We start from the raw sequence: 22,483 nt of genomic DNA, 5'->3' as shown, positions 1-22,483 counted from the left end.
AGCGGACGTCACGGTAGTCCCTGATCCATCCGGCGCTTCCCTCAATCCGCCGAGCCGTCGATGACCTCATAGAGCGACCGCGCCTCCGACGCGGGGCCCCGCCGCTCGCCCGAGGCCAGGACCCGCACCGAAACGAGCCGGCCGCCGATCGCGAAGACCAGCAGATCGCCAGGCTTCAGGGTTCGCGCCGGCTTGTCCACCCGACTCTCCACCCCGCCGCGCGTCAGGCGAATGCGCCCGTCTTCGATAAAGCGCGCCGCCAGGGAGCGGGTCTTGAAGAACCGCGCATGCCACAGCCAGAGATCGGCGCGGCAGGCCTCGTCGACCGCCTCGCTCATGAGGCGAGGGTCCGGGGTGCCGCCTTCCGGCGACGGGGCTTCTTGCGGCGGGGCGGAGGCTCGGTCAGCCGGGCCAGGGCGGCGAACGGCGAGTCCGGGCGCGCGGCGACCGGCTTGGGATCCAGTCTCTGGGCACCGCGTCGCTTCCAGACGATGGGCGCGTCTGATTTGGGCCGGAGGGCCGGAGTATAGTCGAGCGCCCGCAGCACGGCCGAGCCCTGGGCCGTGGTCCAGCCCAGGCTGACCAGAGCCGCCTCGCTGAGCACCACGCCGCCGGGCTTCTGCTCGGCGCGCAGCAAGTCGTCCAGCCGCTCCAGCATCTCGACCGGAGCGCTGAAGCCGCTCACCTGACGCAGGCCGCTGGCGGCCAGGTCGCGTGCGGAAGGCTCGGGTTTCGGCAGGGGGGCCAGCCTGCCCAGATCACCGCGCCAGCCGCCGGGCGTCAGGGCCCGGGCACAGGCCATGGCCTCGGGCCGGATCACCGCCGGCAGGAACAGGCTGAAGGCCCCGATCCGGACCCCCAGGGCCTTCAGCGCCCGCCGCTCGGCCTGGCTGAGGGCTTTCAGCTCCGGCTCGAGCGGTCGCTTGTCGAGTACCCCGCCGGCCTCCAGCAGACGGTGGGCCAGGCCGCGCGGCAGGCCTTTCAGGTCACTGCCGGCCAGGGCGCGCTCCAGTTTGCGCAGACCGGCCAGCTTGAGGTCGACCTCGGCCGCCAGGAAGGCGTCCAGCCGCCGCTCGGCCCGTTCGCGTACGGCGGCCGGACCCAGCTCGCCCAGCAGGCGCGCCCGGGGTGACAGCAGCGGCAGGCCGGGCCGCACCACGCCGGCGATCTCGCCCCGCCACAGGATTGCGCCGTCCGGACTTAGGGCGAAGGCATCGTCCGCCTCGCCGGTCAGGGCCCCCAGGCGGCGAGCGATCTCGGGACCGACCGCCCGCACGGCGGCATTGCGCAGGGCCTTGTCCTCCAGAGCGCTGGCCCCCTTTTCCGGCGTGAAGGTGACGCCGGCCAGATGTCCGACGGCATGGCCTTCGACGGTGACCGCGCCGTCGGGGCTCACCCCGGCCAGCATCACCTCGCGCTCGCCCAATTGGCGCATCAGCACGCTCGTCCGCCGGTCGATAAAGCGGGCCATCAGCTTTTCGTGCAGGGTGTCGCTGATCCGGTCTTCCAGCTGGCGGGTCAGGCCCTGCCAGTGGGCCGGATTGGCCAGCCAGTCAGGACGGTTGGCGATATAGGACAGGGTCCGCACGCCCGAGAGGCGGCCGGCCAGGCTATCGATCTCGCCATCGGTGCGGTCCAGGGCCTTGAACTGGGCATTGATCCAGTCTTCCGGCAGGCGTTTTCGGCCCGTGGTCAGGTCATCGAACAGGGTCCTGACCATGCGCTGGTGGTCATCGTCGGTCGTCTTGCGGAAGTCTGGCGTCTGGCACACGTCCCAAAGGCGCAGCAGGGCGGAACGGTCGGCCTTGCAGCGGGCGATGACCTCGTCCTGCTGCGACAGCTTGCGCAGGGTGCGCTCGTCCAGGGCCTCGTTTGACAGGGTCAGGCCGGCGCGCCCCGGACCCTGGCCCAGCGACTTCAGCAGCAGCGGCAAGGAGCCGAAGTCCAGCCGCGCATTGCGCCATTCGGCTGCGATGATCGGCTCGAACTGGTGATTGACCACGCTCTCGACCAGATCCTCGTCCATCTCCTCGCAGTCGCTGGTGACGCCGAAGGTGCCGTCGCGGGTATAGCGTCCGGCCCGGCCGGCGATCTGGCCCACCTCCTGCGCATGCAGCCAGCGGGTCCGCACCCCGTCGAACTTGCGCAAGCCGGCGAAGGCCACATGGTCGACATCCATGTTCAGGCCCATGCCGATGGCGTCGGTCGCCACGAGAAAGTCGACCTCGCCGCTCTGATAGAGGGCGACCTGGGCGTTGCGGGTGCGGGGGCTGAGCGAGCCCATGACCACGGCCGCGCCGCCGCGCTGCCGGCGGATCAGTTCGGCAATGCCGTAGACGGCGTCGGTGGAGAAGGCCACGACGGCGCTGCGCCGGGGCAGGCGGGTCAGCTTCTTCGACCCGGCATAGGACAGGTTGGAGAACCGCTCGCGCGAGACGATCTCGGCGTCCGGCAGCAGGCGGCGCACCAGCGGGGCCATGGTCCCTGCACCCAGCAACATGGTCTCGAACTTGCCCCGGGCGTGCAGAAGGCGGTGGGTGAAGATGTGGCCGCGCTCGGGATCCGCGCACAGCTGGATCTCGTCTATGGCCAGAAACTCGACCTCACGGGCCAGGGGCATGGCCTCGACCGTGCAGACGAAATAGGCGGCCCGGGGCGGGACGATCTTTTCCTCACCGGTGATCAGGGCCACGCTGGCCTTGCCGCGCAGCTTGACGACCCGGTCATAGATCTCGCGGGCCAGCAGGCGCAGCGGCAGGCCGATCATGCCCGAGGCATGGCCCAGCATCCGCTCGACGGCCAGGTGAGTCTTGCCGGTATTGGTCGGGCCCAGGACCGCCGTCAGCTTGGACGGCGCCAGGCCGGTCGAACGGTCGCTCATGATTCAAGACATGGGGCCGGAATCAGAGGGAGGCAAGCACTGCTGTGCGCCGGCCCGGCGACAGCGCGTCGCGTGGAGGCTGAGCGGGAATTGACAGCGCTGGGCATCTACGGTCTCAAAGCGCGTCGACCGCGCTGGGGATTGAGTTTTGGCGGGCGATGGGCAGGGAATCTCTCGTGACGGATATCATCGCCAGCACCCTTGAGGTCGCTCGAAAAGCCCTGTCGGCCAATGGACCGGCCCTGCCGGCTTCTGCCCACAGCTACACGCCGACCGATTTCAGCGTGCACTTCTTCCTGCAGCTGGCCGTGATCCTTCTGGCCTGCCGCGTCTTTGGCTGGCTGGGAAAGAAGCTGCTGGGCCAGCCCCAGGTGGTGGGCGAGATGATCGCCGGCGTGGTGCTGGGTCCGTCCCTTCTGGGCCTGTTGTTCCCGGCCTTCCAGGGCACGCTGTTCCCCAAGGAGACCCGCAATGTGCTCTATGTCGGTGCCCAGCTGGGCGTCGGCCTTTACATGTTCCTGGTCGGAACCACGTTTTCCGCCGATCACTTCAGGGCCAAGGCCAGGAGTGCGGTCAGTGTTTCCCTGGCAGGCATCATCGCGCCGTTCCTGATCGCCGTGGCGATCACGCCGTTCCTGCTGAAGGTTCCGGGCCTGTTCGCCGCCGGCATCTCGCAGGCCAACGCCACCCTGTTCATGGGGGCCTGTATCGCCCTGACCGCCTTCCCGATGCTGGCCCGGATCATCAATGAGCGTGGCCTGGCCAAGACCTCGCTCGGGACCCTGTCGCTGACGGCCGGGGCCTTTGACGACGCCGTGTCGTGGTGCGTGCTGGCGGTAGTGCTGGCGACCTTCGGCGGCGGCCCCGGCGTGGCGGTTCTGGCGATCGGCGGCGGCCTTGCCTACGTCCTGTTCCTGGGCCTGTTCGGCCGACGCCTGCTGGCGCCGCTTGGACGCATGGTCGAGCGCGAAGGGCAGATGAGTCCCTTCGTCCTGGCCGTCACCCTGATGCTGTTCTGCTTCTCGGCCTTCCTGATGGACGCCGCAGGCATTCACGCGATCTTCGGCGGCTTCATGCTGGGCGCAGTGATGCCGCGTGGCCTGTTCGTCCAGGAGCTGAAGAAGAAGGTCGAGCCGCTGGCGGTGGTCCTGCTGCTGCCGATGTTCTTCACCTATTCGGGCCTCAACACCCGGATGGACATGGTCAATTCGCTGCAGCTGCTGCTGATCGCCCTGGGCATTCTCGTGGCCTCCATCCTCGCCAAGGGCGTGGCCTGCTACGCCGCCGCGCGCCTGGCCGGCGAAGACAACCGCACCGCCCTGGGCATCGGCGCCCTGATGAACTCGCGCGGGCTGATGGAGCTGATCATCATCAATATCGGCCTGCAGAAGGGCATTATCGGCCCGACCCTGTTTTCGATGATGGTGCTGATGGCCATCGTCACCACGGTCATGGCCAGCCCGCTGTTCGAGGCCGTCTATGGCAAGAAGGCCCGGGAGTCGGGCGAGCTTGACGGTCTGGACGAGTCCGCCGCCAAGGCTGCCGCCACCAGCTGACGGAGCCGGATCTACCGGCCCCGCTCGAACACCACCACGCCGTCGACAACGGTCAGCACCGTCTCGGCGGTGAGGATCTCGGCGGGCGCGACCGTCATCAGGTCCTTTGAGAACACGGTCACGTCGGCCTTCTTGCCGGCTTCCAGCGTGCCGCGATCCGTCTCGGCGAAGGCGGCATAGGCCGGGGCCCAGGTCAGCATTTTCAGGGCCTGGGCGCGGCTGACGGCCTCCTCCAGGTGCCAGTCGGCATTGGCGAAGCCGGTCAGGCTGTGGCGGTGCACGGCGGCATAGAACTCGATGCGGGGATCGCCGACCTCGACCGGCGCGTCCGACCCGGCCGCCACGACGGCCCCGCTCTGCAGCATGTCGTTCCAGCGATAGCCCTCATGCAGACGCGCCTTGCCCAGTCGGGCGGGGGCGAAGAACAGGTCGCCGATGGCGTGGCTGGGCTGCATGGAGGCAATGACCCCCATCTTCGAAAAGCGCGGCAGGTCCGGGTCGGCGACGATCTGGGCATGTTCGATCCGCCAGCGGGCGGCGGTGTCGCCGCCCAGGGTTTCGCCAAACCAGTCCAGAACCAGCCGGTTGCCGCGATCGCCGATGGCGTGCATGGCCACCTGGGCCTTGACCTTGCGTGCCTGCTTCATCAGGGCCAGGCCCTTGTCGCGCTCGGTCAGTTGCAGGCCCAGGCCCTCGGCGTCGCTATAGGGCTCGAGCAGGGCCGCGCCGCGCGAGCCCAGGGCACCGTCCATATAGAGCTTGATGCCCCGGGTGCGGATCAGGCCGGTGGCGTCCTCGAACGGCCCCCTGGCCAGCACCTCTGCGGCCCCGCTGGGGTCCATATAGTTGTCGACCCGCAGGTGGAACCGCTTCTCGGCGGCCAGGGCGGTCATCAGGGCCAGGTCCGGGGCCTCGACGCTCATATTGCCAAGCCCGGTCCAGCCGCGGGTGGCATAGAGGGTCCCGGCCTTTTCCAGGGCCTCGCGCTTGAGGGCCTCGGACGGCGGCGGAATGACCCCGGCGACCAGCGACTGGGCATGGTCGATCAGCATGCCGCTGGGCAGGCCGTCTGTGCCCTTGAGGATCTGGCCGCCGGCGGGGGCGGTCGTGTCCTTGCCAATGCCGGCCTTTTCCAGGGCGGCCGAACTGGCCACCGAGGCGTGGCCGTCGGAGCGTTCCAGCACGATCACCCGGCCCGGCGCGGCCCGGTCGAGATCCGCCCGGTTGGGAAAGCGCTTTTCGGGCCAGTGGGTCTCGATCCAGCCCCGGCCATAGATCGGCCCCTCCGGATGGGCGGCGGCATAGGCCCCGACCGCCTTGACCAGGTCCTCGACGGACCCCGTCTGGTCGAGATTGAGCGTCAGTTCCCGCAGGCCGATGCCGGTCAGGTGGGCATGGGCGTCGACAAAGCCCGGAAAGGCGGCGGCCCCCTTGAGGTCGAAATCCCGGACGTCCTTGGCCGCCTTGGCTCGGGCGGAGGCCAGGCTGCCGACGAACAGGATCCGGCTGTCGCGGATCAGGACCGCCTCGGCCTGTGGCGCGGTCTCGACACCGGTATGGATCGGACCGCCGTGGATCAGCAGGTCCCCGGCCGTGGCGGTCGAGAGGCTGCTGGCGGCCAGCAGGACGGCGAGGGTGGTCAGGCGCAAGGCGGGAACTCCCGGACGATGAGGCGGTCAGGTTACGGCACCGCTCGAAACCCGCAACAGGCCTGCTATGGTCGGGCGCATGAAGGGGCAGGCTTTCGCACTTTTTGACACCGCAATCGGCCGCTGTGGCATCGCCTGGAGCGATTCCGGGCTGATTGGCGTGCAGTTGCCCGAGGCGACGCCGGGCGCAGCCTGGGCCCGCCTGCGCAAGCGCTTCCCGGAGGCGGTGGAAACGCCGGTGCCCGCCGCCATCGACCGGATCACCGGGCGGGTGCGGGACCTGCTGGCCGGTGGACGCGATGACCTGACCGATATTGCCCTCGATCGCGGTGGCGTTTCGGACTTCAACTGGCGCGTCTATGAAATCGCCCGGGCCATAGCGCCCGGCGAGACCTCGACCTATGGCGAGATCGCCCGCGCCATGAGCGAACCGGGGGCCGCCCGGGCCGTGGGCCGGGCGCTCGGCGAAAACCCCTGGCCGCTGGTCGTGCCCTGCCATCGGGTGCTGGCGGCCGCCGGGCGCATGGGAGGGTTCAGCGCCGAGGGCGGTGCGACGACCAAGGCACAACTGCTGACCATCGAGCGGGCGAGGACCAGCTCAGCCCCCACCCTGTTTGATCTGGAATTCTCGGTCGCCCCGCCCCGCGGCGGCCAGATTGGCCGGTAGGGTCGATCGGGGCCGGGCCAGGTTAACGTCGCGGGCCGAATGGGCGAACAGGCGCGAAACGAATCATGACCGAATCAGCGACGTCGGCCGATTCAGTCTTTGTTCCCTACAAGCTATTGTATCTTAATTCGGATTAACCACAAACGGTCTCTGCCGGAGGGTTACTTGATACCCGCCGGACAGGTGGCTGCGACACGACGGGCATCCATCACCCCGGCCAGCGGGATGCCGTTGATGGTCTTCATCCTCACGTCGAGCTTGAAGCTCTCGGCCGTGTAGCCGCCCTTGGCGGTGACCGGGGCCACGCGACCCTTCTTGTCGGTCCACGCCCCCTTGAGCTGGATCTTGCCGTCCTTCACCACCCGGGTGGTGTAGTCGCAGGTGTATTTGCGGGTGCAGATGCCCTTGGCGAACTGCTCGACGTCGGCCTGCTTCAGACAGCGCGACTCATCGCCGGCCGGGATGGGGCCGATCTTGTAGCTGTACTCCCAGTGACCGGGCAGAATCGTGGCCGGCGCCGGCTGCGTGGCGTGGCTGGTGCCGGCGGCCAGGGCGAGGCCCGCAGTGGTCAGGGCGAGGGCGATCAGACGCATGAACGGGTGCTCCATCATGGGGCTCTCTATATAAGGACGCAGATGAACCTGTCTTGAAGGCCGAATACGGGCGGCCTTCATCAGGCGATGGGGCGGAACCGGGCTTGCCACCTTGACTCGACTGGCGGCCTTCGCCTATATCGCCCGCTCTCGCGTGGCGGCTCGCCCACCGCGCCCCGAAATTCATGTATCCGAAGCCTCTGGCTTCGCCCAGCCAAGGTAGTCCCATGTCGCGCCGCTGCGAACTCACCGGTATCGGTCCGATGGTCGGCCACAATGTGAGCCACTCGAACATCAAGACCAAGCGCCGCTTCCTGCCGGCCCTGTCGCCCGCCACCCTGGCGTCCGACTCGCTCGGTCAGACCTTCAAGCTGCGCATCAGCAATGCTGCCCTGCGCACCCTGGACTTCAAGGGCGGCCTGGACGTGTTCCTGCTGGGCGCCAAGGACGAGCAGCTGTCGCCGCGCGCCCTGAAGATCAAGGCCCAGGTCAAGGCCAAGGCCAAGGCTGCTGCCACGGCCGTCGCCGCCTAAGCGACCATCCTGATCGACATTGTAAAAAGCCCGCGAAGCTTGTGCTTCGCGGGCTTTTTCGTGTCTGGGGCTGGGCTCAACCCTCCAGGGCCCGACGTGCGGCGATCGCGAAGTCCGGGCCTCTGACGGCGTCCTGCGCCTGCCGGAGGTGGGCCAGGCCATAGGCCACCCGTCCTTCCCAGAGATCCAGTAGCGGAGCGCCCTTGCCCAGGTCCGCATGCATCTGTTCCAGGGTCCTGTCATTGCGGATGGACGCATCCAGTGTCCGGCCGGCCCGCTCGGCGGCAGCGCCGGCCAGGAAGGCCAGGGCATGGAACAGGTGGCTGATCTGGCGGGCCAGAAACAGGCGGGCCGTCTCGGCTCCGGTCGGCTTGCGTCCGAAATAGACCGTCAGGAATGCCGTCTCCGTCTCGGGGCTTGGCGCGAAGACATTGGCCACCGCCGAAAGGTCGACATAGCGATCGGCCAGGAAGGCTGCCTCCCAGTCCACCAGCCAGGGTCGCACACCGTCATGGACGATGTTGCGGGGATTGACGTCGTTGTGGCTGGAGACCGCGTCGGTCGGAAGGGGGCGATAGGCTCGCGACAGATCACCCAGGGTCTGGCGGATCGCAGCGTCGACCGCTTGGGTCGGCAGGGAGGACGAGAGGGCCTGGTCCGCAAGGCCTTCCAGCGCATCCAGATAGCCGATCAGGGGCGGGAAGGCGGGCGCGGCATGTAGTGAGGCCAGGAGACCGGCCAGCTGAGCCACCGTGCCAGGGGCCGTTTCGTTCGGCGGCCCTGCGGGTGGCCCGGGCAGGATGAAGTCGGTAACCGACACCCCGTCTTCGTCACTTGTGAACAGGACGCGGGGGGCTACTCCGGCCCCGGCGGCGATCCGCATGCAGGCATGGGTGCGGGCGGGGTCGCGTATGGCATCCCGGGTAGGCTGGATCCGCAGCAGGCAGGATCTGCCGCGATGCTCTGCCCGAAAGACACCGGCCCCGGACAGGCCCCCCGTCAGCGGTGTGATCGCGTCGGGCTCGGCCCCGGCGAAGACGTGGTTCAGGGCCCTTAGGGCGGCGGGGCTATTGTAGGGCAGGGACATGACGCGCTCCGGAAAGCCGCCATATTTACCCGGATGAAATATTAGTCAATATTGTCCGGGTAAATATGGGGATGGTCCACTGGGCCCCTGACAGGCAAAACCCGCTGCGGCAGGGCCGCAGCGGGTTTGGTACGCGACTGAGAAGGCAGGTTTGGCTTAGCGCGAAACCACAGCGCCGGCGGCCGGGTTGGCCGTGTTGTAGGCGGTCAGGGCCGGGCTGTTGATCTTGGTGACCGCGTCGGAGACCGAGGCGCGGATGCAGGCGGGATAGAGATAGCCGGCCATGGCTTCGCCACGGACTTCCTGCCAGCAGACCGTCGAGGCGGCCTTGACGATGTCGGCACGGACCTGTTCGGCCGACTTGCCGGAAACCTTGACGCGGAGTTCAGCGGCCGAAACGGGGGCAGCAACGGTGAGGGCGATGGCCGAAACGGCCAGGGCGATCGAGCGGATCATTGTGTCAGTCCACGAAAGGGGGTTGGGTTCAACCTCCTCCCGACGCGTTCCTCTGACGGTCCTTCCGGTTCTTGCCTGCTTGGCCGTCGACAGAAAACATAGTTCCGCCTGATTGGGTTATCAACGATAATATTGCGCCGCACCCAAACTTTTTGAGGTTGCCCAATCCCTGCGCGGAGGGGGGCGTCCTAGCGCTTGCGGACAGGCTTTCTGGGCGTTTTCTTGGGCAGGGGCGGCGGGGCCGGAGGCGGCGTCCAGTCAAAGGCCATCAGCAGGGTGCGCTGGTTTGGCAGGCCACCGTCGTCCGAAATCAGGTAAATTCGCGTGGCCCCAGATGGTGAGGTGCCCAGCGCCACCCCCTCGTAATTGTCGCGAGTCGTGGTGCCGTCCAGATGCAGGCTGGCGATCTGGATCTGTTTCGCCGCCGGCGTCAGCGGATCGGCCACGAACCGCAGAATGCCGCGCCAGCCCCGGATGGGGTCGAAACCGCGATGGAAGGTGACGATGGCCGGACCGTTGAAGGCGGTCATGGCCGTCAGGCCCCAGGTGAAATCGGGTCCCTGCTGCGGGGCCAGGGCCTGGCAGGCGGCCGACACCCTGCACAGCCAGGTCTCGCCCTCCTCGCCACCGACCAGATAGGCGTCGGGACCTGCGGCCGGATAGGCGGCCAGGGCCTCCATGCCTTCATTATAGGGGAAGACGGTCGCGGGCTTGGGAGCCGGGCGCGGCGGTCCGCCGGCGGCGGGATAGAGCCAGATGCGGTGATCGCGTTCGAAACTGACCAGGCGATCGCCATTGGCCAGCAGGGCCAGGCCCTCCGCATCGCCCCGGTCCTTGCCTTGCAGGGCCTGTCCATCAGGGCCCTTCAGCCCCTCCAGCTTGCCGTCGGTCAGGCCGACCAGCCGCCCGCCGGCATCGAGCACCAGGCGGGCCCGGAACAGGTCGCCGTCATCGGTCACCGCGACCAGGCCGCCATCGGCCGCTATGGCCAGGTCCGAAAGGCCATGCAGCCGCGAGGTCTCGGCACTGGTGATCTCGAGGCCGCCGGCGAAGACAAAGCCCTCCAGCGTCGTTCGGGTCGGGTCGGAGGCATCCAGGGGCACAGGGCGGGTCTGCAGCGCGATTTCGGGCCCCGCCTTGACCGGTGCGACCGGCAGGGGCGGTGGCGGCTTGCGGCCGCAATGGGTCAGCATGCCGGCGGTCAGCGCCAGGACCAGGCCGAGGCGCAGCCCGTTCACGCAGGAACCTTGCGCGCCGCCTTTGGCGCTGAGGGTTGCACCGTCTGCAGCGGAGCCAGAAGGCCGCGGGCCCGCTTGACGGCCCGGGGCTCTTCATCGAACAGCGCCGCAAGCTGCTCCACCAGCACCCCGCCCAGCTGTTCAACATCGACGATGGTGACGGCCCGCCGATAGTAGCGCGTGACGTCATGGCCGATACCGATGGCGATCAGCTCAACGGGGCTCTTGCCCTCGATCTCGGCGATGACCTGGCGCAGGTGGCGCTCCAGATAGTGACCCGAATTGACGCTGAGGGTGCTGTCGTCCACCGGCGCGCCATCGGAGATCACCATCAGAATGCGGCGGGCTTCGGGCCGGCCGATCAGCCGCTGGTGGGCCCACATCAGAGCCTCGCCGTCGATGTTTTCCTTCAGCAGGCCCTCACGCATCATCAGGCCGAGGTTCTTGCGCGCCCGTCGCCAGGGCGAGTCGGCGGCCTTGTAGATGATGTGGCGCAGGTCGTTCAGCCGGCCCGGTGCGGGGGGCTTGCCGGCCTTGATCCACTCGTCGCGGCTTGTGCCACCCTTCCAGGCCCGGGTGGTGAAGCCCAGGACCTCGGTCTTGACCCCGCAGCGCTCGAGCGTGCGGGCCAGGATGTCGGCGCAGACGGCCGCGACCATGATCGGCCGGCCGCGCATCGAGCCGGAATTGTCGATCAGCAGGGTGACGACCGTATCGCGGAACTCCTGGTCTTCCTCCTGCTTGAAGGAGAGGGGGGCGGTCGGATCGATGATCACCCGGGTCAGGCGGGCGACATCGAGCATCCCTTCCTCGAGATCAAAGGTCCAGGCGCGGTTCTGCTGGGCCAGAAGCCGACGCTGCAGCTTGTTGGCCAGGCGTGACACGACGCTGGAGAGCGCGCTGAGCTGCTGGTCGAGATAGGCCCGCAGACGGGTCAGCTCCTCGGCGTCGCAGAGCTCTTCGGCCGGGACGATTTCGTCGTGGCTGTTGGTGAAGATCTTGTAGGCCGGCTCGCCGGGCTGGGCGGGACCGCTGTCGGGCCGTGCGGGCTTGGCGCCGTCGCCCATCTCCGGGCTCTCGTCGCTCTCCTCGGGCTCGCCGTCCTGTTCGGATTGAACGAGGTCTTCGTCTCCGGCCTCGGACTCGCGGTCGGAGGTGTCGGTTTCCTCAGGCGAAGAGCCCTCGGACTGCTCGCCCTCGCCTTCGCCCTGATCCTCGTCGGTGGTCTGGTCCTGCTGGTCCTGCTCGCCGTCGTCCTCGTCAGAGCTTTCGGTGGCGTCCGACATTTCCTCGCCGAGGTCGAGGTCGCGCAGGATCTCGCGGGTCACGCGGGCGAAGGCGGCCTGGTCATCGATGGCGGCGGCCAGGCGATCGAGGTCCTTGCCGGCCTTCATCTCGATGTCGGCGCGCAGGATGTCGACCAGGGCCCTGGCCCCTTCGGGCGGCGCGTCGCCGGTCAGGCGCTCGCGGACCATCAGGCCCAGGATCTCGGCCATCGGTGCCGACTGGCGGTCCATCGCCACATTGCGGGTCAGGCCCTGCTTTTCGAGCCGGGCTTCCAGGGCCGCAGTCAGATTGCCGCGCACGCCGCCGAGGGCATTGGCGCCAATGGCTTCCAGACGGGCCTGCTCGATCGACTCAAACGCGGCCTGACCGTCCGGCGAGGACGGACGGGCCCGGGCATGGGCGAGGGCGTCATGGTGGGCCAGCCGGAGGGCCATCTGGTCGGCCAGGCCCCGGATGCGCGCGGCCTCCTTGCTGTTCAGGTCGCGCGGCGGATGGGGCAGGACCGCCCGCTTGCCCATCAGCATCGGCCCGTCGCCCGAGAACACCACTTCGAGATCCGGCGTTTCGGCAAGCGAGCGCGCGGCGTGCGCCAGGGCGCGCTTGAAGGGTTCGGTCGGGCTTTCGGGCTTGGACGCCATGACTATCGGTTACCGGGGCCGGACGGCGAAAACAAGGAACGCCGTGCGCTCTGGCGGGTTGTTTCGTCAGAAGCTCCACCGGCTTCCTGCTGAAGGAAACGCGCCATGCTGAAATGGGCCATCATACTCGCCATTGTCGCCCTGATTGCCGGGGCCCTGGGTTTTACCGGGATCGCGGGGGCCGCCGCCGGCGTCGCCAAGATCCTGTTCTTCCTGTTCCTGATCGGATTTGTCCTGGTGCTGCTGCTGGGCGGCGTCCTGTTCAAGGGTCCAGCCCGATAGACCATATGGACCGGGGGCCGCCCGCGGGCACCCCCGGTCGACTGCCTATTTTGCCGCATAGGCCCTGGACTGTTCGCCGACCAGGGCCACCAGGTCGCCCATGGCCAGATTGACGTCGATCAGGTGCAGCCCCCAGTCCTTGAGCGGCTGACCGAAGACCAGGATGTCGCCGGTAATGTCATCGACGCGGGGATCAGCCGGATCAGCGTTCACCGCCACCGACAGATAGCTGAACTCGCCCTCGCTGACGCAGCGGCCTGACACCAGGCCCGGTGTCGCCACGAACGGCGTGGTCACCGCCAGGCCCTTGGCCCAGGGCTTGGGCGTGGCGGCCGTGGACCCCATCCCCCTGGCGCTGAAATAGGCGCTGAGCGGCGTCGCTTCGGACGAGGCCTTGCCGGCCAGAAGGGCGGCGGGGTTCACGCAGCCGGCGCGCAGACCCTGCGGGTCGGTCCGGCCAAAGCGGCTGCTGGCCGGCGGCGGGCTCGAGGCGCGGAATGAGACATAGGTGACGATACAGCCGGTCTGGCTGGCGGTGGTGCAGAGCGGCAGGGTTCCGTAATGGCCCGTCGCATCGACCGGAGTGTTCATGCCCAGGGTCAGGGCCGAGACGACCTGCTTCTGGACCGGCTTGCCGTCGATCTCCTCCTTCAGCAGTTGCAGCAGCATCCGTGACCCCTGGCTGTGGCCGATCAGGACCACGCCCCGGCCCTTGTTCTCATGGGCCAGATAGTGGTTCCAGGCGTCGCGCACGTCGGCATAGGCCAGGGCTGCGTCGCCGGACTGGCCGCCCATCATGACCTTGCGCAGGGCCGCCAGGGTCACCTGACGATACATCGGCGCAAAGATCCGGCACTGGGTGCCGAACCGGGTGAGCTGCTGCGTGACCACCGAGCGTTCGGCGGCGTCGATCGTCATGTCGCTATTGCCGCCCGGGTCGGTCGAGACGGTCGGATAGACATAGAAGCAGTCCACCGGGGGCTGGGCAGCGGCGGTGAAGGCCTCTTGGGCCGTCTTGCCGTCAGCGGCCACGATCGTGGTGCTCTGGTCGGTGGCGCAGGCATCGTCCCGACCGGGCAGGCACAGCCAGTTTTCGCTCTTGCCATAGTCGTTGGCGGTTGCCGTGGCGGGCGTCTGGGCGCAGGCGCTGCCGACCAGGAGGAGACCGGCGGTCAGGCCAATCGCGGCCAGCATGGACTTGGACATGGTTTCCCCACTCTGCGCTCAAACGCTTGTTTGGATGCAGCATGACGAAAACCGACCGGCCCGCCAAGCCCTGCCGTTCAGGGATCAGAACTCGGTCTGGACCGGCAGCCAGCGACGCGGGAACCTGTCGCCCAGGGCGCGGGTTTCCCCGGGCTTGAGGCCCAGTTCGACCATGCGAAAGGCGACGATCTCGCGCAGGGCCTCGACGGGTTCGGTGCCCCGGAACGGACTGGACGCCACGGCCCCGGCATTCAGGGCCAGGTCCACGGCCGCCCATTCGGCCTGGGCGCGATCGGCCTTGCCGACCCCGAAATAGTGCCGGACCGGATAGGGCTCGCCCGCGACCTCGACCATCACGCCGATGACCCAGCCTTGAACGATCAGATCGGCATCGGGGCGCTGGCGGAACATCCGCCGGGTGTAGCCTCGCGCGGCGGTGTCCGAAAGGGGCTAGCCGATCAGCCGGAACCCGGCCTGGCTGATCAGGCCCAGGGCCAGCCAGATCGACAGGCCCAGAACGACGACCTTCGGGCGGGGCAGCCGGCGACGGTGTTGTGAAGACTGTAAACGCACGAACGCCATTGGCGCCTCCATGCCTTGAGATCTTGCCCGGAGGTTAACGCCGTTTGCGCGGCTTTGATCCGCGACCTTTCCGCGCGCCACCGGCTGTGAGCGTGGTGCGTCGCGGCCAAAGAAAAAGGGCGGAACCTTGCGGTTCCGCCCTTCTCTTGTTGGTTCAGCGAAGGCTGACCGGACGTCTTAGAAGTCCATGTCGCCCATGCCGCCCATGCCGCCGCCGGGAGGGCCACCGGCTGCCGAGGCCTTCTTGGGGGCTTCGACGATGGCGGCTTCGGTGGTGATCAGCAGGCCGGCGACCGAAGCGGCGTCTTGCAGAGCCGTGCGGACAACCTTGGCCGGGTCGATGACGCCGTCGACGACCAGGTCGACATACTGCTCGGTCTGGGCATTGAAGCCGAACGAGGCGCTGGTGCTTTCCAGGACCTTGCCGACCACGATCGAGCCTTCGACGCCGGCGTTTTCGGCGATCTGGCGGATCGGAGCCTGCAGGGCGCGACGGACGATGGCGATGCCGGCGGTCTGGTCGGCGTTGTCGCCGGTCAGGCCGTCGAGGGCCTTGGAGGCCTTCAGCAGAGCCGTACCGCCGCCCGGGACGATGCCTTCATCGGCGGCCGCGCGGGTCGCGTTGAGGGCGTCGTCGACGCGGTCCTTCTTTTCCTTCACTTCGACTTCGGTCGAACCGCCGACGCGGATGACCGCAACGCCACCGGCCAGCTTGGCCAGGCGCTCTTGCAGCTTTTCCTTGTCGTAGTCCGAGGTGGTGTCTTCGATCTGGCGCTTGATCTGGGCGATACGGGCTTCGATCGCTTCCTTCTCACCGATACCGTCGACGATGGTGGTGTCGTCCTTGGTGATCGAGACCTTCTTGGCCTTGCCGAGCATGTCGAGCGACACGTTCTCGAGCTTGATGCCCAGGTCTTCCGACACGACTTGAGCGCCGGTCAGGATGGCCAGGTCTTCCAGCATGGCCTTGCGGCGATCGCCGAAGCCCGGAGCCTTGACGGCGGCGACACGCAGGCCACCGCGCAGCTTGTTGACGACCAGGGTCGCCAGGGCTTCGCCCTCGACGTCTTCGGCGATGATCAGCAGGGGACGGCCCGACTGGACGACGGCTTCCAGCACCGGCAGCAGCGGCTGCAGCGAGGAGAGCTTCTTTTCGAACAGCAGGATGAGCGGCTCTTCGAGCTGAACTTCCATCTTGTCGGGGTTGGTGATGAAGTAGGGCGACAGGTAGCCGCGGTCGAACTGCATGCCTTCGACGACGTCGAGTTCGGTCTCGGCGGTCTTGGCTTCTTCGACGGTGATGACGCCTTCGTTGCCGACCTTGTCCATGGCCTTGGCGATCATGTCGCCAACTTCCTTGTCGCCATTGGCCGAGATGGTGCCGACCTGAGCGATTTCAGCGTTGGTCGTGACCTTCTTCGACGACTTCTTGATTTCGTCGACGACGATGGTGACGGCCTTGTCGATGCCGCGCTTCAGGTCCATCGGGTTCATGCCGGCAGCAACCGACTTGAGGCCTTCCTGGACGATGGCCTGGGCCAGAACGGTAGCGGTGGTGGTGCCGTCGCCGGCCTTGTCGTTGGTCTTCGAAGCGACTTCGCGGATCATCTGCGCGCCGAGGTTCTCGAAGCGGTCAGCCAGTTCGATTTCCTTGGCGACCGAGACGCCGTCCTTGGTCGAGCGCGGAGCGCCGAAGGACTTTTCGATCACGACGTTACGACCCTTGGGGCCGAGGGTCACCTTCACCGCATTGGCGAGGATGTTGACGCCGCGCAGCATCTTGTCGCGCGCGTCCGAGGAGAAATAAACGTCTTTAGCGGCCATTTTCAGAGCCCTTCAAAAAGAGAAACTTGGGAGTGGAAAGTCGTTCAGGCGGAGGAGGGCTTAGGCCTCGACCACGCCCAGAACGTCGCTTTCCTTCATGATCAGCAGGTCTTGACCATCGACCTTCACTTCCGTGCCCGACCACTTGCCGAACAGGATGCGATCGCCGGCCTTCACGTCGAGAGCGACGACGTCGCCCTTGTCGTTACGGGCACCGGGGCCGACGGCGACGACTTCGCCTTCCTGCGGCTTTTCCTTGGCGGTGTCGGGGATGATGATCCCGCCCTTGGTCTTGGTTTCTTCTTCGACGCGCTTCACGAGGACGCGGTCGCCCAGGGGACGAAATTTCATGGTTGTTCTCCGTCGGGACGGTTATCGGTAAAGGGGTCGCTGGCGTGGGAAGCGCTGCTGTTAGCAGTCGGTTCCCTTGAGTGCCAACGCGGTGCTTGAGTTAGGTCTGCGACCCCCTGGAGTCAAGGACGGGCCCGGCGAACTTTTTGCGATGACGGTCAAGCGGAGGCCTGAAATGTTCGATCATCTGGGCTTTGGCGTGAACGATCGCGCCCATTCGCCGGCCTTCTACGTCCAGGCCCTGGCGGCCGGTGGACCTGATAATCGAGCGCCCGGACTTCGCCCACATTCTCATCCAGACTACCATGGCGCGTTCGTTGTCGATCCTGACGGGTTCAACCTCGAGGCCGTTTGCCACACGCCGGTCTGATCCGACCCCAAGGAGCGCTTTGCGCATGTCGAGCTACGCCCTGTCGTTATTGATGGCCATCATCGCCTGTGTGATCGGCGGGGCCTTCGGCGGCAGAACCCTGGCGCGTCCCGGCCCCGCGCCCGGCGCGAACGATGCCGAGGCGATGCCGGCCTCTCGCCTGACCCAGGCCCGGGCGTTCGGCGGCCTGCTGATCCTGGCCCATGCCGGAACCGCGCTCTATCTCGGCTACCAGGCCTCGGTGGGCGCTGCCATGGCCTTCGCCCTGGCCCTGGCCTGGTTCGGTTCGGCGTTCGGGCGGCTGGTCTCGATCCGCCTCGACAGGCTCTCCCTCCGGGCCGAAGCCGGCAACCTGGCCTTCGAGCTGCTGATCGGCCTGACCCTGAGCCTGCCGTTCTTCAATGCCGGCCGGCTGGTTCTGCGCGGCGGGATGATCGCCTAGAGCGCTACCCCTTCGTGCCGCAGCAGCCAGGCCTTGCGGTCCAGGCCTCCGGCATAGCCGGTCAGGGCCCCGTTCGCGCCGATCAGGCGATGGCATGGGACGAGGATGGACAGCGGATTGGCCCCGTTGGCGGCGCCGACGGCGCGCACCGCACTGGGCCGGCCGATCCGCGCCGCCAGGGCCCCATAGGTCTGGGTCTGACCGGCCGGGATCTCGGTCAGGGCGCGCCAGACCGCGTTCTGGAAGGCACCGCCGGCAGTGGCCCAGGGGATCGTGTTCAGGGCCGGAAAGTCCCCGTCGAAATAGTCGGCGAGGGCCTGGCGCACCGCCCTTGGCGCGACGCCAACCTCCAGCACCCGGTCGCCATAGTGCCGGCCGAGCAGCCGCTGAAGGCGCGGCTCATGGTCCTGAAAGTCCAGGGCGCGGAGGATTCCGGCCTCGTCGGAAACCAGCAGCAGCTCGCCGATCGGCGAGTTCAGGCGGTCCAGACGCAGGGCAGAGGGCGGGGTCATGATCGGATCATCTAGGGCAGGGCCGGTCATGTCTGCCCGGTTCTTGCGCGACCTGCCAGACAGCGCTCACCAGACGATGAAGTCCTTGTCCTTGTAGCCGCGAACCCGTTCCACCGCCTCGAAGCCGTTGGATGAGCCCTCGTCATTGGTGTTGCCTTCATAGGTGGCGAAGGCGTCCGCGCTGGCAGACTTGACCACCCCCACATGCACCCAGTCGGTGGGGCTGGCCCGGACCAGAAAGAAGCTGCCGGGCGTGATGGCTGATTTCGCCACCTGGCCGCTGGCGATCCTGGCCCCCGAAATGAACTTGCCGATCGTCTTGGCGCGATCGGCCAGGGTGTCGCAACTGGCCGAGGACTTGATGGGCGGCGGCTTGCCGATGGCGGCGGCGGCCTGCTCCAGGGCAAAACAGGCAAACCCCGCGCACCAGCGTGCCCCTGCACCGTCCCAGCCGAGATAGGTCCGCACCCAGGGACCCAGATTGTCGCCGCCGGCTTCGCGGGGGTGCTGGGTCACATGCAGGGCGGCATAGTGCGCGACCAGTGGGGAAAGCGCCTGGCCTGCAGCCGGCGCATAGTCGATCGCCCGGCTCAGCGGTGCCGTCAGGGCGGCGTATGTGGCGGTGTCGACAATGCCGGTCGTCGGAAGACCGGCCCTGGCCTGAAAGGCCTGGACCTGGGTGAAGGTCGCTCCGCCGAAGTCAGAGTCGATGGCCAGGGCGAAGCCCTGAAGGGTCAGCCATTCCTGCACGCGCTTGACCCGGGCATTCTTGCTGCCGCGGGCCAGGGGCGTGGAGAAGGCCAGTTCGGCAGAGACGCGTGACGGCGAGTACTGCGGCATGACGAGCCCTCCAGGTCATTGCCCGGAAAGGTTGCCGCGTTTGGTCTATGCACGCAAGTCAAAAGGGTGGAGCGACCAGCGCTCCACCCTTGAGGATCAGCGGATGCCCGGCACGTGCAGGGCGGCTTCCTTCTCGGCCTTCTGCTTGAAGACCAGGTCGCCGTACTTGCCGTATTCCATGCGGGCGATGGTGCGCTGGTGCACTTCGTCCGGGCCGTCGGCCAGGCGCAGGGTGCGGATGCCGGAATAGGCCTTGGCGAGGCCGAAATCGGTGGTCACGCCACCGCCGCCGTGGGCCTGGATGGCGTCGTCGATGATCTTCAGGGCGAGGCGCGGGGCTGCGACCTTGATCATGGCGATCTCCAGACGGGCCGACTTGTTGCCGGCCTTGTCCATCATGTCGGCGGCCTTCAGGCACAGCAGGCGGCACATCTCGATGTCGATGCGGGCATCGGCGACGCGCTCTTCCCACACCGAGTGGTCCGAGACGTACTTGCCGAACGCCTTGCGGCTCATCAGGCGCTTGCACATTTTTTCGAGCGCGACTTCCGCCGTGCCGATGGTGCGCATGCAGTGGTGGATCCGGCCGGGGCCCAGACGGCCCTGGGCGATTTCAAAGCCGCGGCCTTCGCCGAGCAGCAGGGCGTCCTCGATCGGAACGCGGACGTTCTTGAGGATGACTTCGGCGTGGCCGTGCGGGGCGTCGTCATAGCCGAACACCGGCAGCATGCGGACGATCTCGATGCCGGGGGCGTCGAGCGGCACCAGGACCTGGCTCTGCTGGGCGTGGCGGCTGGCGTTGTCGGGGTCGGTCTTGCCCATGACGATGGCGACCTTGCAGCGCGGATCGCCCACGCCCGAGGACCACCACTTGCGGCCGTTGATCACATAGTGATCGCCGTCACGTTCGATGCGGGTTTCGATATTGGTGGCGTCCGAGGATGCCACGTCCGGCTCGGTCATCAGGAAGGCCGAACGGATCTCGCCGTTCATCAGAGGGCGCAGCCAGCGCTCCTTCTGGGCCAATGTGCCGTAGCGCATCAGCACTTCCATATTGCCGGTGTCGGGCGCGGAACAGTTGAAGACTTCCGAGGCGAAGCCGACCTTGCCCAGCTGTTCGGCGATCAGGCTGTATTCCAGATTGGTGAGCTGGATGCCCTCGAACTGGAAGGTGTCGTCCACGTGGGTCTGGCCGCTGTGCGGCGGCATGAAGAAGTTCCACAGGCCGGCGGCCTTGGCCTTGGCCTTCAGTTCCTCGACGACCTGAACCACCTTCCAGCGCTCGGCGCCGAGGACGTTCATCTCGGCCTCATAGGCCGGAATCGCCGGATAGATATGCTCGTCCATGAACGCGACGACGCGATCAAGGAACTGTCGCTGCTTGGGGGAGATGTCGAAATCCATGGCGCTTCCCAATCCCTATCTTCAAACGCTTGTTTGAAGTGGTTGTAGCACCGAGTTAACGCGGGCGGCAAGCGGGGTTGCGAGGGTGGCAGGCGAGACGGCAAACTGGTCCGCATGAACATCCAGAGTCGCCCCCTCGAAGGCCGCTATGTCCGGCTGGAACCGATCACCGCCGACCTGCGGGCCGAGCTGAAGGCCGCCATCGACTGCGATCCCGAGAGCTGGGAAATCATGTCGACCAATGGCTGCGGCGAGGGCTTTGAAGACTGGTGGGGCGCTCTGCAGGGCGAGACCCAGCGCGGCGAACGGATCGGCTTTTCCATCCGCCGGCTGTCCGACGGCAGGGTGGTGGGAACCTCCAGCTATCTCAATATCCGCAAGCTCCACCGGGGCCTCGAGATCGGCTCGACCTTCCTGCATCCCGACGCCCGATCGGGACCGGTCAATCCGGAGTCCAAGCGCCTGCTTCTGGCCCACGCCTTTGATGCCGGTGCCATCCGGGTGGAATTCATGGTCGATGTCCGCAATGCCCGCAGCCAGGCGGCGGTCGAGAAGCTGGGTGCCGACAAGGACGGCGTCCTGCGCAACCACAAGATCACCTGGACCGGCCATGTTCGGGACTCGGCGGTCTTCTCGATCACCGACGCGGACTGGCCCGGCGTCAAGCAGCGCCTGGACTTCCGCCTGACGGAAACCTTCAGCTAGCCCGCCAGAACACAGAAGTCGTCTCTCCGAATGATTATCCAGAGTTGAGTTACTGTCTCTGGCGGCTCTTGAGTATACTCGCGCGGCGCAGTTCCTCGAACAGGCCAGGTAAACACCGTTTGAGGCTGCGCCTAACGCATTGGTAATCGAGTCCGGTCTTTATTTTCGAATGATCGGAATGGCCTGCATAAGAATTTGTATTGAACACGGCGCGCGCGAGACGTCCGTTCAAGGTGTCACACCCGGCAAGATCGATCGCACGGCGGCGCTCTATATCGAGGCCCGTTGGCCGCCCCCGAGGCGGTTTGGCCAGGTGGCACCCGGGGCCTATGTTCTGGTCGATCCCAATGCCGACCGCCTCGACGGCGAGGAACTCAAGCAGATCGCCAGCGAACTGCAGTTGCGTCTGTTCGGGACCCAGGGCCGCGACGACCTGTGCATGCTGACCCATGAGGGGGATGAGACCGAGGTGCTCAAGTTCGCGGTCCTGCCCGAGGCGGAGCTGCTGGCCATGCGCGCCGGCGCGCCGCCCCCGCCGGTGGGGCTGACCCGTGTGGTCACGAAGGACGGCGTCCGCGAACTGGCCGACTGGGGCTCGAACCCGACGATGACGGCCGAGACCGAGGCGGGCCCGGCGGAAGGACCGCGCCTGGGCTGGCGGGGTGTCTATAATCCGGTGGCGGAATGGTTCGAGGCCAGTCAGCCGCAGGTGCTGCGGCGGGCCCCGGAGCGGGCGGTTCTGGACGATGGCGATTTCATGCGGTCGGACCTGGCCATGCTGGACGCGAATGTCGCCGCTCTGGAAAGGCAACCGGACCTGCGGCTGCAATCGGACTTCCGCCTGTGGAGTCTGGTCAGGGTCAGTCTGAAGGAGGCCTATCAGGCCAGGCTTGAGGCCCTGCCCGGCGGGGTGGTCAAGCAACTGTCCGCCCAGGTCTATGAGGTGCCTCGTGACCTGCCCTTTCTCGCCATCGCGCCGCTGCGGGACCTGTTGCGCCCACGGTTTTCCCGCCTCGAGGTCAGAACCGAAGACCCGGGCTTTGATGTCCGGTCGGTGCCTCCGAACCTGATCGACGGGGTGGTGCTGCAATTGTCCGGCAAGGACGAGATGCAGCGCCTGCTGAACCTCCGGCGGTTCCTGTCGGGACGGCGGCAATATCTCGAACTCCGGCTGCGGCAAGGCGTCACAGGCGTCGCTTCGCGTCGGGAATTTGAGCTCTGCCGCGAGCTGAAACTGTCGTCCGTGACCGGCCCCTTCGTCAGCAAGCTGTCTGAAGAACCCTTGCAGGATCAGGGATGCCCGCGTGCGGATCTGCCGTTCAGGCCGGCCAAGCCGGTCATTTTAAATCAGGGGTTGAGCTGAAAATCGCCCCGCGTGTC

The 22,483-nt window shown here is 67.1% G+C and carries 24 protein-coding genes; 8 read left to right on the top strand and 16 right to left on the bottom strand.

Features of this window, described 5'->3' with window-relative positions:
• Positions 1-41: 41 nt before the first annotated feature.
• Together ACW17U_RS14345 and ACW17U_RS14340 are read right to left on the bottom strand one after the other, a co-directional pair.
• A complete protein-coding gene (locus tag ACW17U_RS14345) occupies positions 42-338 on the bottom strand; it encodes an RNA-binding S4 domain-containing protein (protein WP_492053328.1) in 297 nt (98 codons plus the stop codon).
• Entirely contained in the window at positions 335-2,881 is a 2,547-nt protein-coding gene (locus tag ACW17U_RS14340) for a helicase-related protein (protein WP_492053326.1), read from the bottom strand. The genes ACW17U_RS14345 and ACW17U_RS14340 overlap by 4 nt, the downstream gene beginning before the upstream one ends.
• A gap of 176 nt (positions 2,882-3,057) precedes the next feature.
• On the opposite strand from ACW17U_RS14340, the gene ACW17U_RS14335 reads away from it, so the two are divergent.
• On the top strand, positions 3,058-4,437 hold the full coding sequence (locus ACW17U_RS14335) for a cation:proton antiporter (RefSeq protein WP_492053324.1): 1,380 nt from the start codon (positions 3,058-3,060) through the stop codon (positions 4,435-4,437).
• A gap of 11 nt (positions 4,438-4,448) precedes the next feature.
• Here the strand turns inward: ACW17U_RS14335 and ACW17U_RS14330 are convergent, their stop codons facing one another.
• Positions 4,449-6,086, bottom strand: coding sequence for an amidohydrolase (locus ACW17U_RS14330; protein ID WP_492053322.1), 1,638 nt, complete (start codon positions 6,084-6,086; stop codon positions 4,449-4,451).
• Positions 6,087-6,165: 79 nt separating this feature from the next.
• Here ACW17U_RS14330 and ACW17U_RS14325 point away from each other — a divergent pair, with 79 nt between their 5' ends.
• Positions 6,166-6,753 (top strand): methylated-DNA--[protein]-cysteine S-methyltransferase, encoded by a 588-nt coding sequence (locus tag ACW17U_RS14325; RefSeq protein ID WP_492053320.1) that lies wholly within the window; start codon positions 6,166-6,168, stop codon positions 6,751-6,753.
• Positions 6,754-6,914: 161 nt separating this feature from the next.
• Here ACW17U_RS14325 and ACW17U_RS14320 read toward each other — a convergent pair whose 3' ends face one another.
• On the bottom strand, positions 6,915-7,364 hold the full coding sequence (locus ACW17U_RS14320; protein WP_492053318.1) for a DUF3617 domain-containing protein: 450 nt from the start codon (positions 7,362-7,364) through the stop codon (positions 6,915-6,917).
• 209 nt (positions 7,365-7,573) lie between these two features.
• Between ACW17U_RS14320 and rpmB the strand changes: the two genes are divergently transcribed.
• A complete protein-coding gene (gene rpmB / locus ACW17U_RS14315; protein ID WP_062143830.1) occupies positions 7,574-7,879 on the top strand; it encodes a 50S ribosomal protein L28 in 306 nt (101 codons plus the stop codon).
• Positions 7,880-7,955: 76 nt separating this feature from the next.
• On the opposite strand, the gene ACW17U_RS14310 is transcribed toward rpmB, so the two are convergent.
• The 4 genes from ACW17U_RS14310 to cobT form a co-directional block, all read right to left on the bottom strand.
• The gene (locus ACW17U_RS14310; RefSeq protein WP_492053316.1) at positions 7,956-8,966 is read right to left on the bottom strand and encodes a phosphotransferase; all 1,011 of its coding nucleotides are present in this window, start codon (positions 8,964-8,966) and stop codon (positions 7,956-7,958) included.
• A gap of 156 nt (positions 8,967-9,122) precedes the next feature.
• Positions 9,123-9,422, bottom strand: a complete 300-nt coding sequence (locus ACW17U_RS14305) for a hypothetical protein (protein ID WP_062143835.1) — start codon at positions 9,420-9,422, stop codon at positions 9,123-9,125.
• Between the two features lie 188 nt (positions 9,423-9,610).
• Complete coding sequence (locus ACW17U_RS14300; protein ID WP_492053315.1) at positions 9,611-10,660, bottom strand: esterase-like activity of phytase family protein; 1,050 nt, start codon at positions 10,658-10,660, stop codon at positions 9,611-9,613.
• Positions 10,657-12,585, bottom strand: coding sequence for a cobaltochelatase subunit CobT (gene cobT / locus ACW17U_RS14295; protein ID WP_062143839.1), 1,929 nt, complete (start codon positions 12,583-12,585; stop codon positions 10,657-10,659). The genes ACW17U_RS14300 and cobT overlap by 4 nt, the downstream gene beginning before the upstream one ends.
• A gap of 105 nt (positions 12,586-12,690) precedes the next feature.
• On the opposite strand from cobT, the gene ACW17U_RS14290 reads away from it, so the two are divergent.
• Entirely contained in the window at positions 12,691-12,867 is a 177-nt protein-coding gene (locus tag ACW17U_RS14290; protein ID WP_084745714.1) for a DUF1328 domain-containing protein, read from the top strand.
• A 45-nt stretch (positions 12,868-12,912) separates the two neighbouring features.
• Here the strand turns inward: ACW17U_RS14290 and ACW17U_RS14285 are convergent, their stop codons facing one another.
• From ACW17U_RS14285 to groES, 5 genes are all read right to left on the bottom strand, one after another.
• Positions 12,913-14,073 carry a DUF3089 domain-containing protein gene (locus tag ACW17U_RS14285; RefSeq protein WP_492053313.1) on the bottom strand — a complete coding sequence of 387 codons (1,161 nt, stop codon included), beginning with the start codon at positions 14,071-14,073 and terminating at the stop codon, positions 12,913-12,915.
• A gap of 84 nt (positions 14,074-14,157) precedes the next feature.
• Positions 14,158-14,484, bottom strand: a complete 327-nt coding sequence (locus ACW17U_RS14280; RefSeq protein ID WP_492053311.1) for a hypothetical protein — start codon at positions 14,482-14,484, stop codon at positions 14,158-14,160.
• A 39-nt stretch (positions 14,485-14,523) separates the two neighbouring features.
• Entirely contained in the window at positions 14,524-14,655 is a 132-nt protein-coding gene (locus tag ACW17U_RS14275; RefSeq protein ID WP_166504124.1) for a hypothetical protein, read from the bottom strand.
• A gap of 177 nt (positions 14,656-14,832) precedes the next feature.
• Positions 14,833-16,479: a chaperonin GroEL gene (gene groL / locus ACW17U_RS14270; protein ID WP_492053309.1), complete on the bottom strand. Its 1,647-nt coding sequence runs from the start codon at positions 16,477-16,479 to the stop codon at positions 14,833-14,835.
• A 60-nt stretch (positions 16,480-16,539) separates the two neighbouring features.
• Positions 16,540-16,830 (bottom strand): co-chaperone GroES, encoded by a 291-nt coding sequence (gene groES / locus ACW17U_RS14265; protein WP_010918572.1) that lies wholly within the window; start codon positions 16,828-16,830, stop codon positions 16,540-16,542.
• 175 nt (positions 16,831-17,005) lie between these two features.
• Between groES and ACW17U_RS14260 the strand changes: the two genes are divergently transcribed.
• Both ACW17U_RS14260 and ACW17U_RS14255 read left to right on the top strand, forming a co-directional pair.
• Positions 17,006-17,200: a VOC family protein gene (locus ACW17U_RS14260; RefSeq protein ID WP_084745716.1), complete on the top strand. Its 195-nt coding sequence runs from the start codon at positions 17,006-17,008 to the stop codon at positions 17,198-17,200.
• A 25-nt stretch (positions 17,201-17,225) separates the two neighbouring features.
• Entirely contained in the window at positions 17,226-17,642 is a 417-nt protein-coding gene (locus tag ACW17U_RS14255) for a DUF4345 family protein (RefSeq protein WP_062143851.1), read from the top strand.
• On the opposite strand, the gene ACW17U_RS14250 is transcribed toward ACW17U_RS14255, so the two are convergent.
• From ACW17U_RS14250 to ACW17U_RS14240, 3 genes are all read right to left on the bottom strand, one after another.
• Entirely contained in the window at positions 17,639-18,154 is a 516-nt protein-coding gene (locus tag ACW17U_RS14250) for a methylated-DNA--[protein]-cysteine S-methyltransferase (protein WP_492053307.1), read from the bottom strand. The genes ACW17U_RS14255 and ACW17U_RS14250 overlap by 4 nt on opposite strands.
• Before the next feature lie 66 nt (positions 18,155-18,220).
• Positions 18,221-18,994 carry a peptidoglycan-binding domain-containing protein gene (locus ACW17U_RS14245; protein ID WP_492053305.1) on the bottom strand — a complete coding sequence of 258 codons (774 nt, stop codon included), beginning with the start codon at positions 18,992-18,994 and terminating at the stop codon, positions 18,221-18,223.
• A 96-nt stretch (positions 18,995-19,090) separates the two neighbouring features.
• The gene (locus tag ACW17U_RS14240; RefSeq protein ID WP_492053303.1) at positions 19,091-20,398 is read right to left on the bottom strand and encodes an acyl-CoA dehydrogenase family protein; all 1,308 of its coding nucleotides are present in this window, start codon (positions 20,396-20,398) and stop codon (positions 19,091-19,093) included.
• Positions 20,399-20,512: 114 nt separating this feature from the next.
• Here ACW17U_RS14240 and ACW17U_RS14235 point away from each other — a divergent pair, with 114 nt between their 5' ends.
• Both ACW17U_RS14235 and ACW17U_RS14230 read left to right on the top strand, forming a co-directional pair.
• Complete coding sequence (locus ACW17U_RS14235) at positions 20,513-21,103, top strand: GNAT family N-acetyltransferase (RefSeq protein WP_492053301.1); 591 nt, start codon at positions 20,513-20,515, stop codon at positions 21,101-21,103.
• Positions 21,104-21,281: 178 nt separating this feature from the next.
• Positions 21,282-22,466 carry a hypothetical protein gene (locus tag ACW17U_RS14230; RefSeq protein WP_492053299.1) on the top strand — a complete coding sequence of 395 codons (1,185 nt, stop codon included), beginning with the start codon at positions 21,282-21,284 and terminating at the stop codon, positions 22,464-22,466.
• The last annotated feature ends 17 nt before the right edge of the window (positions 22,467-22,483 follow it).

This window comes from Caulobacter sp. AVps16 (genome assembly GCF_058681455.1).
Note: the sequence above shows the minus strand (reverse complement) of the source record. Positions and strands in the feature narration are given on the sequence as shown.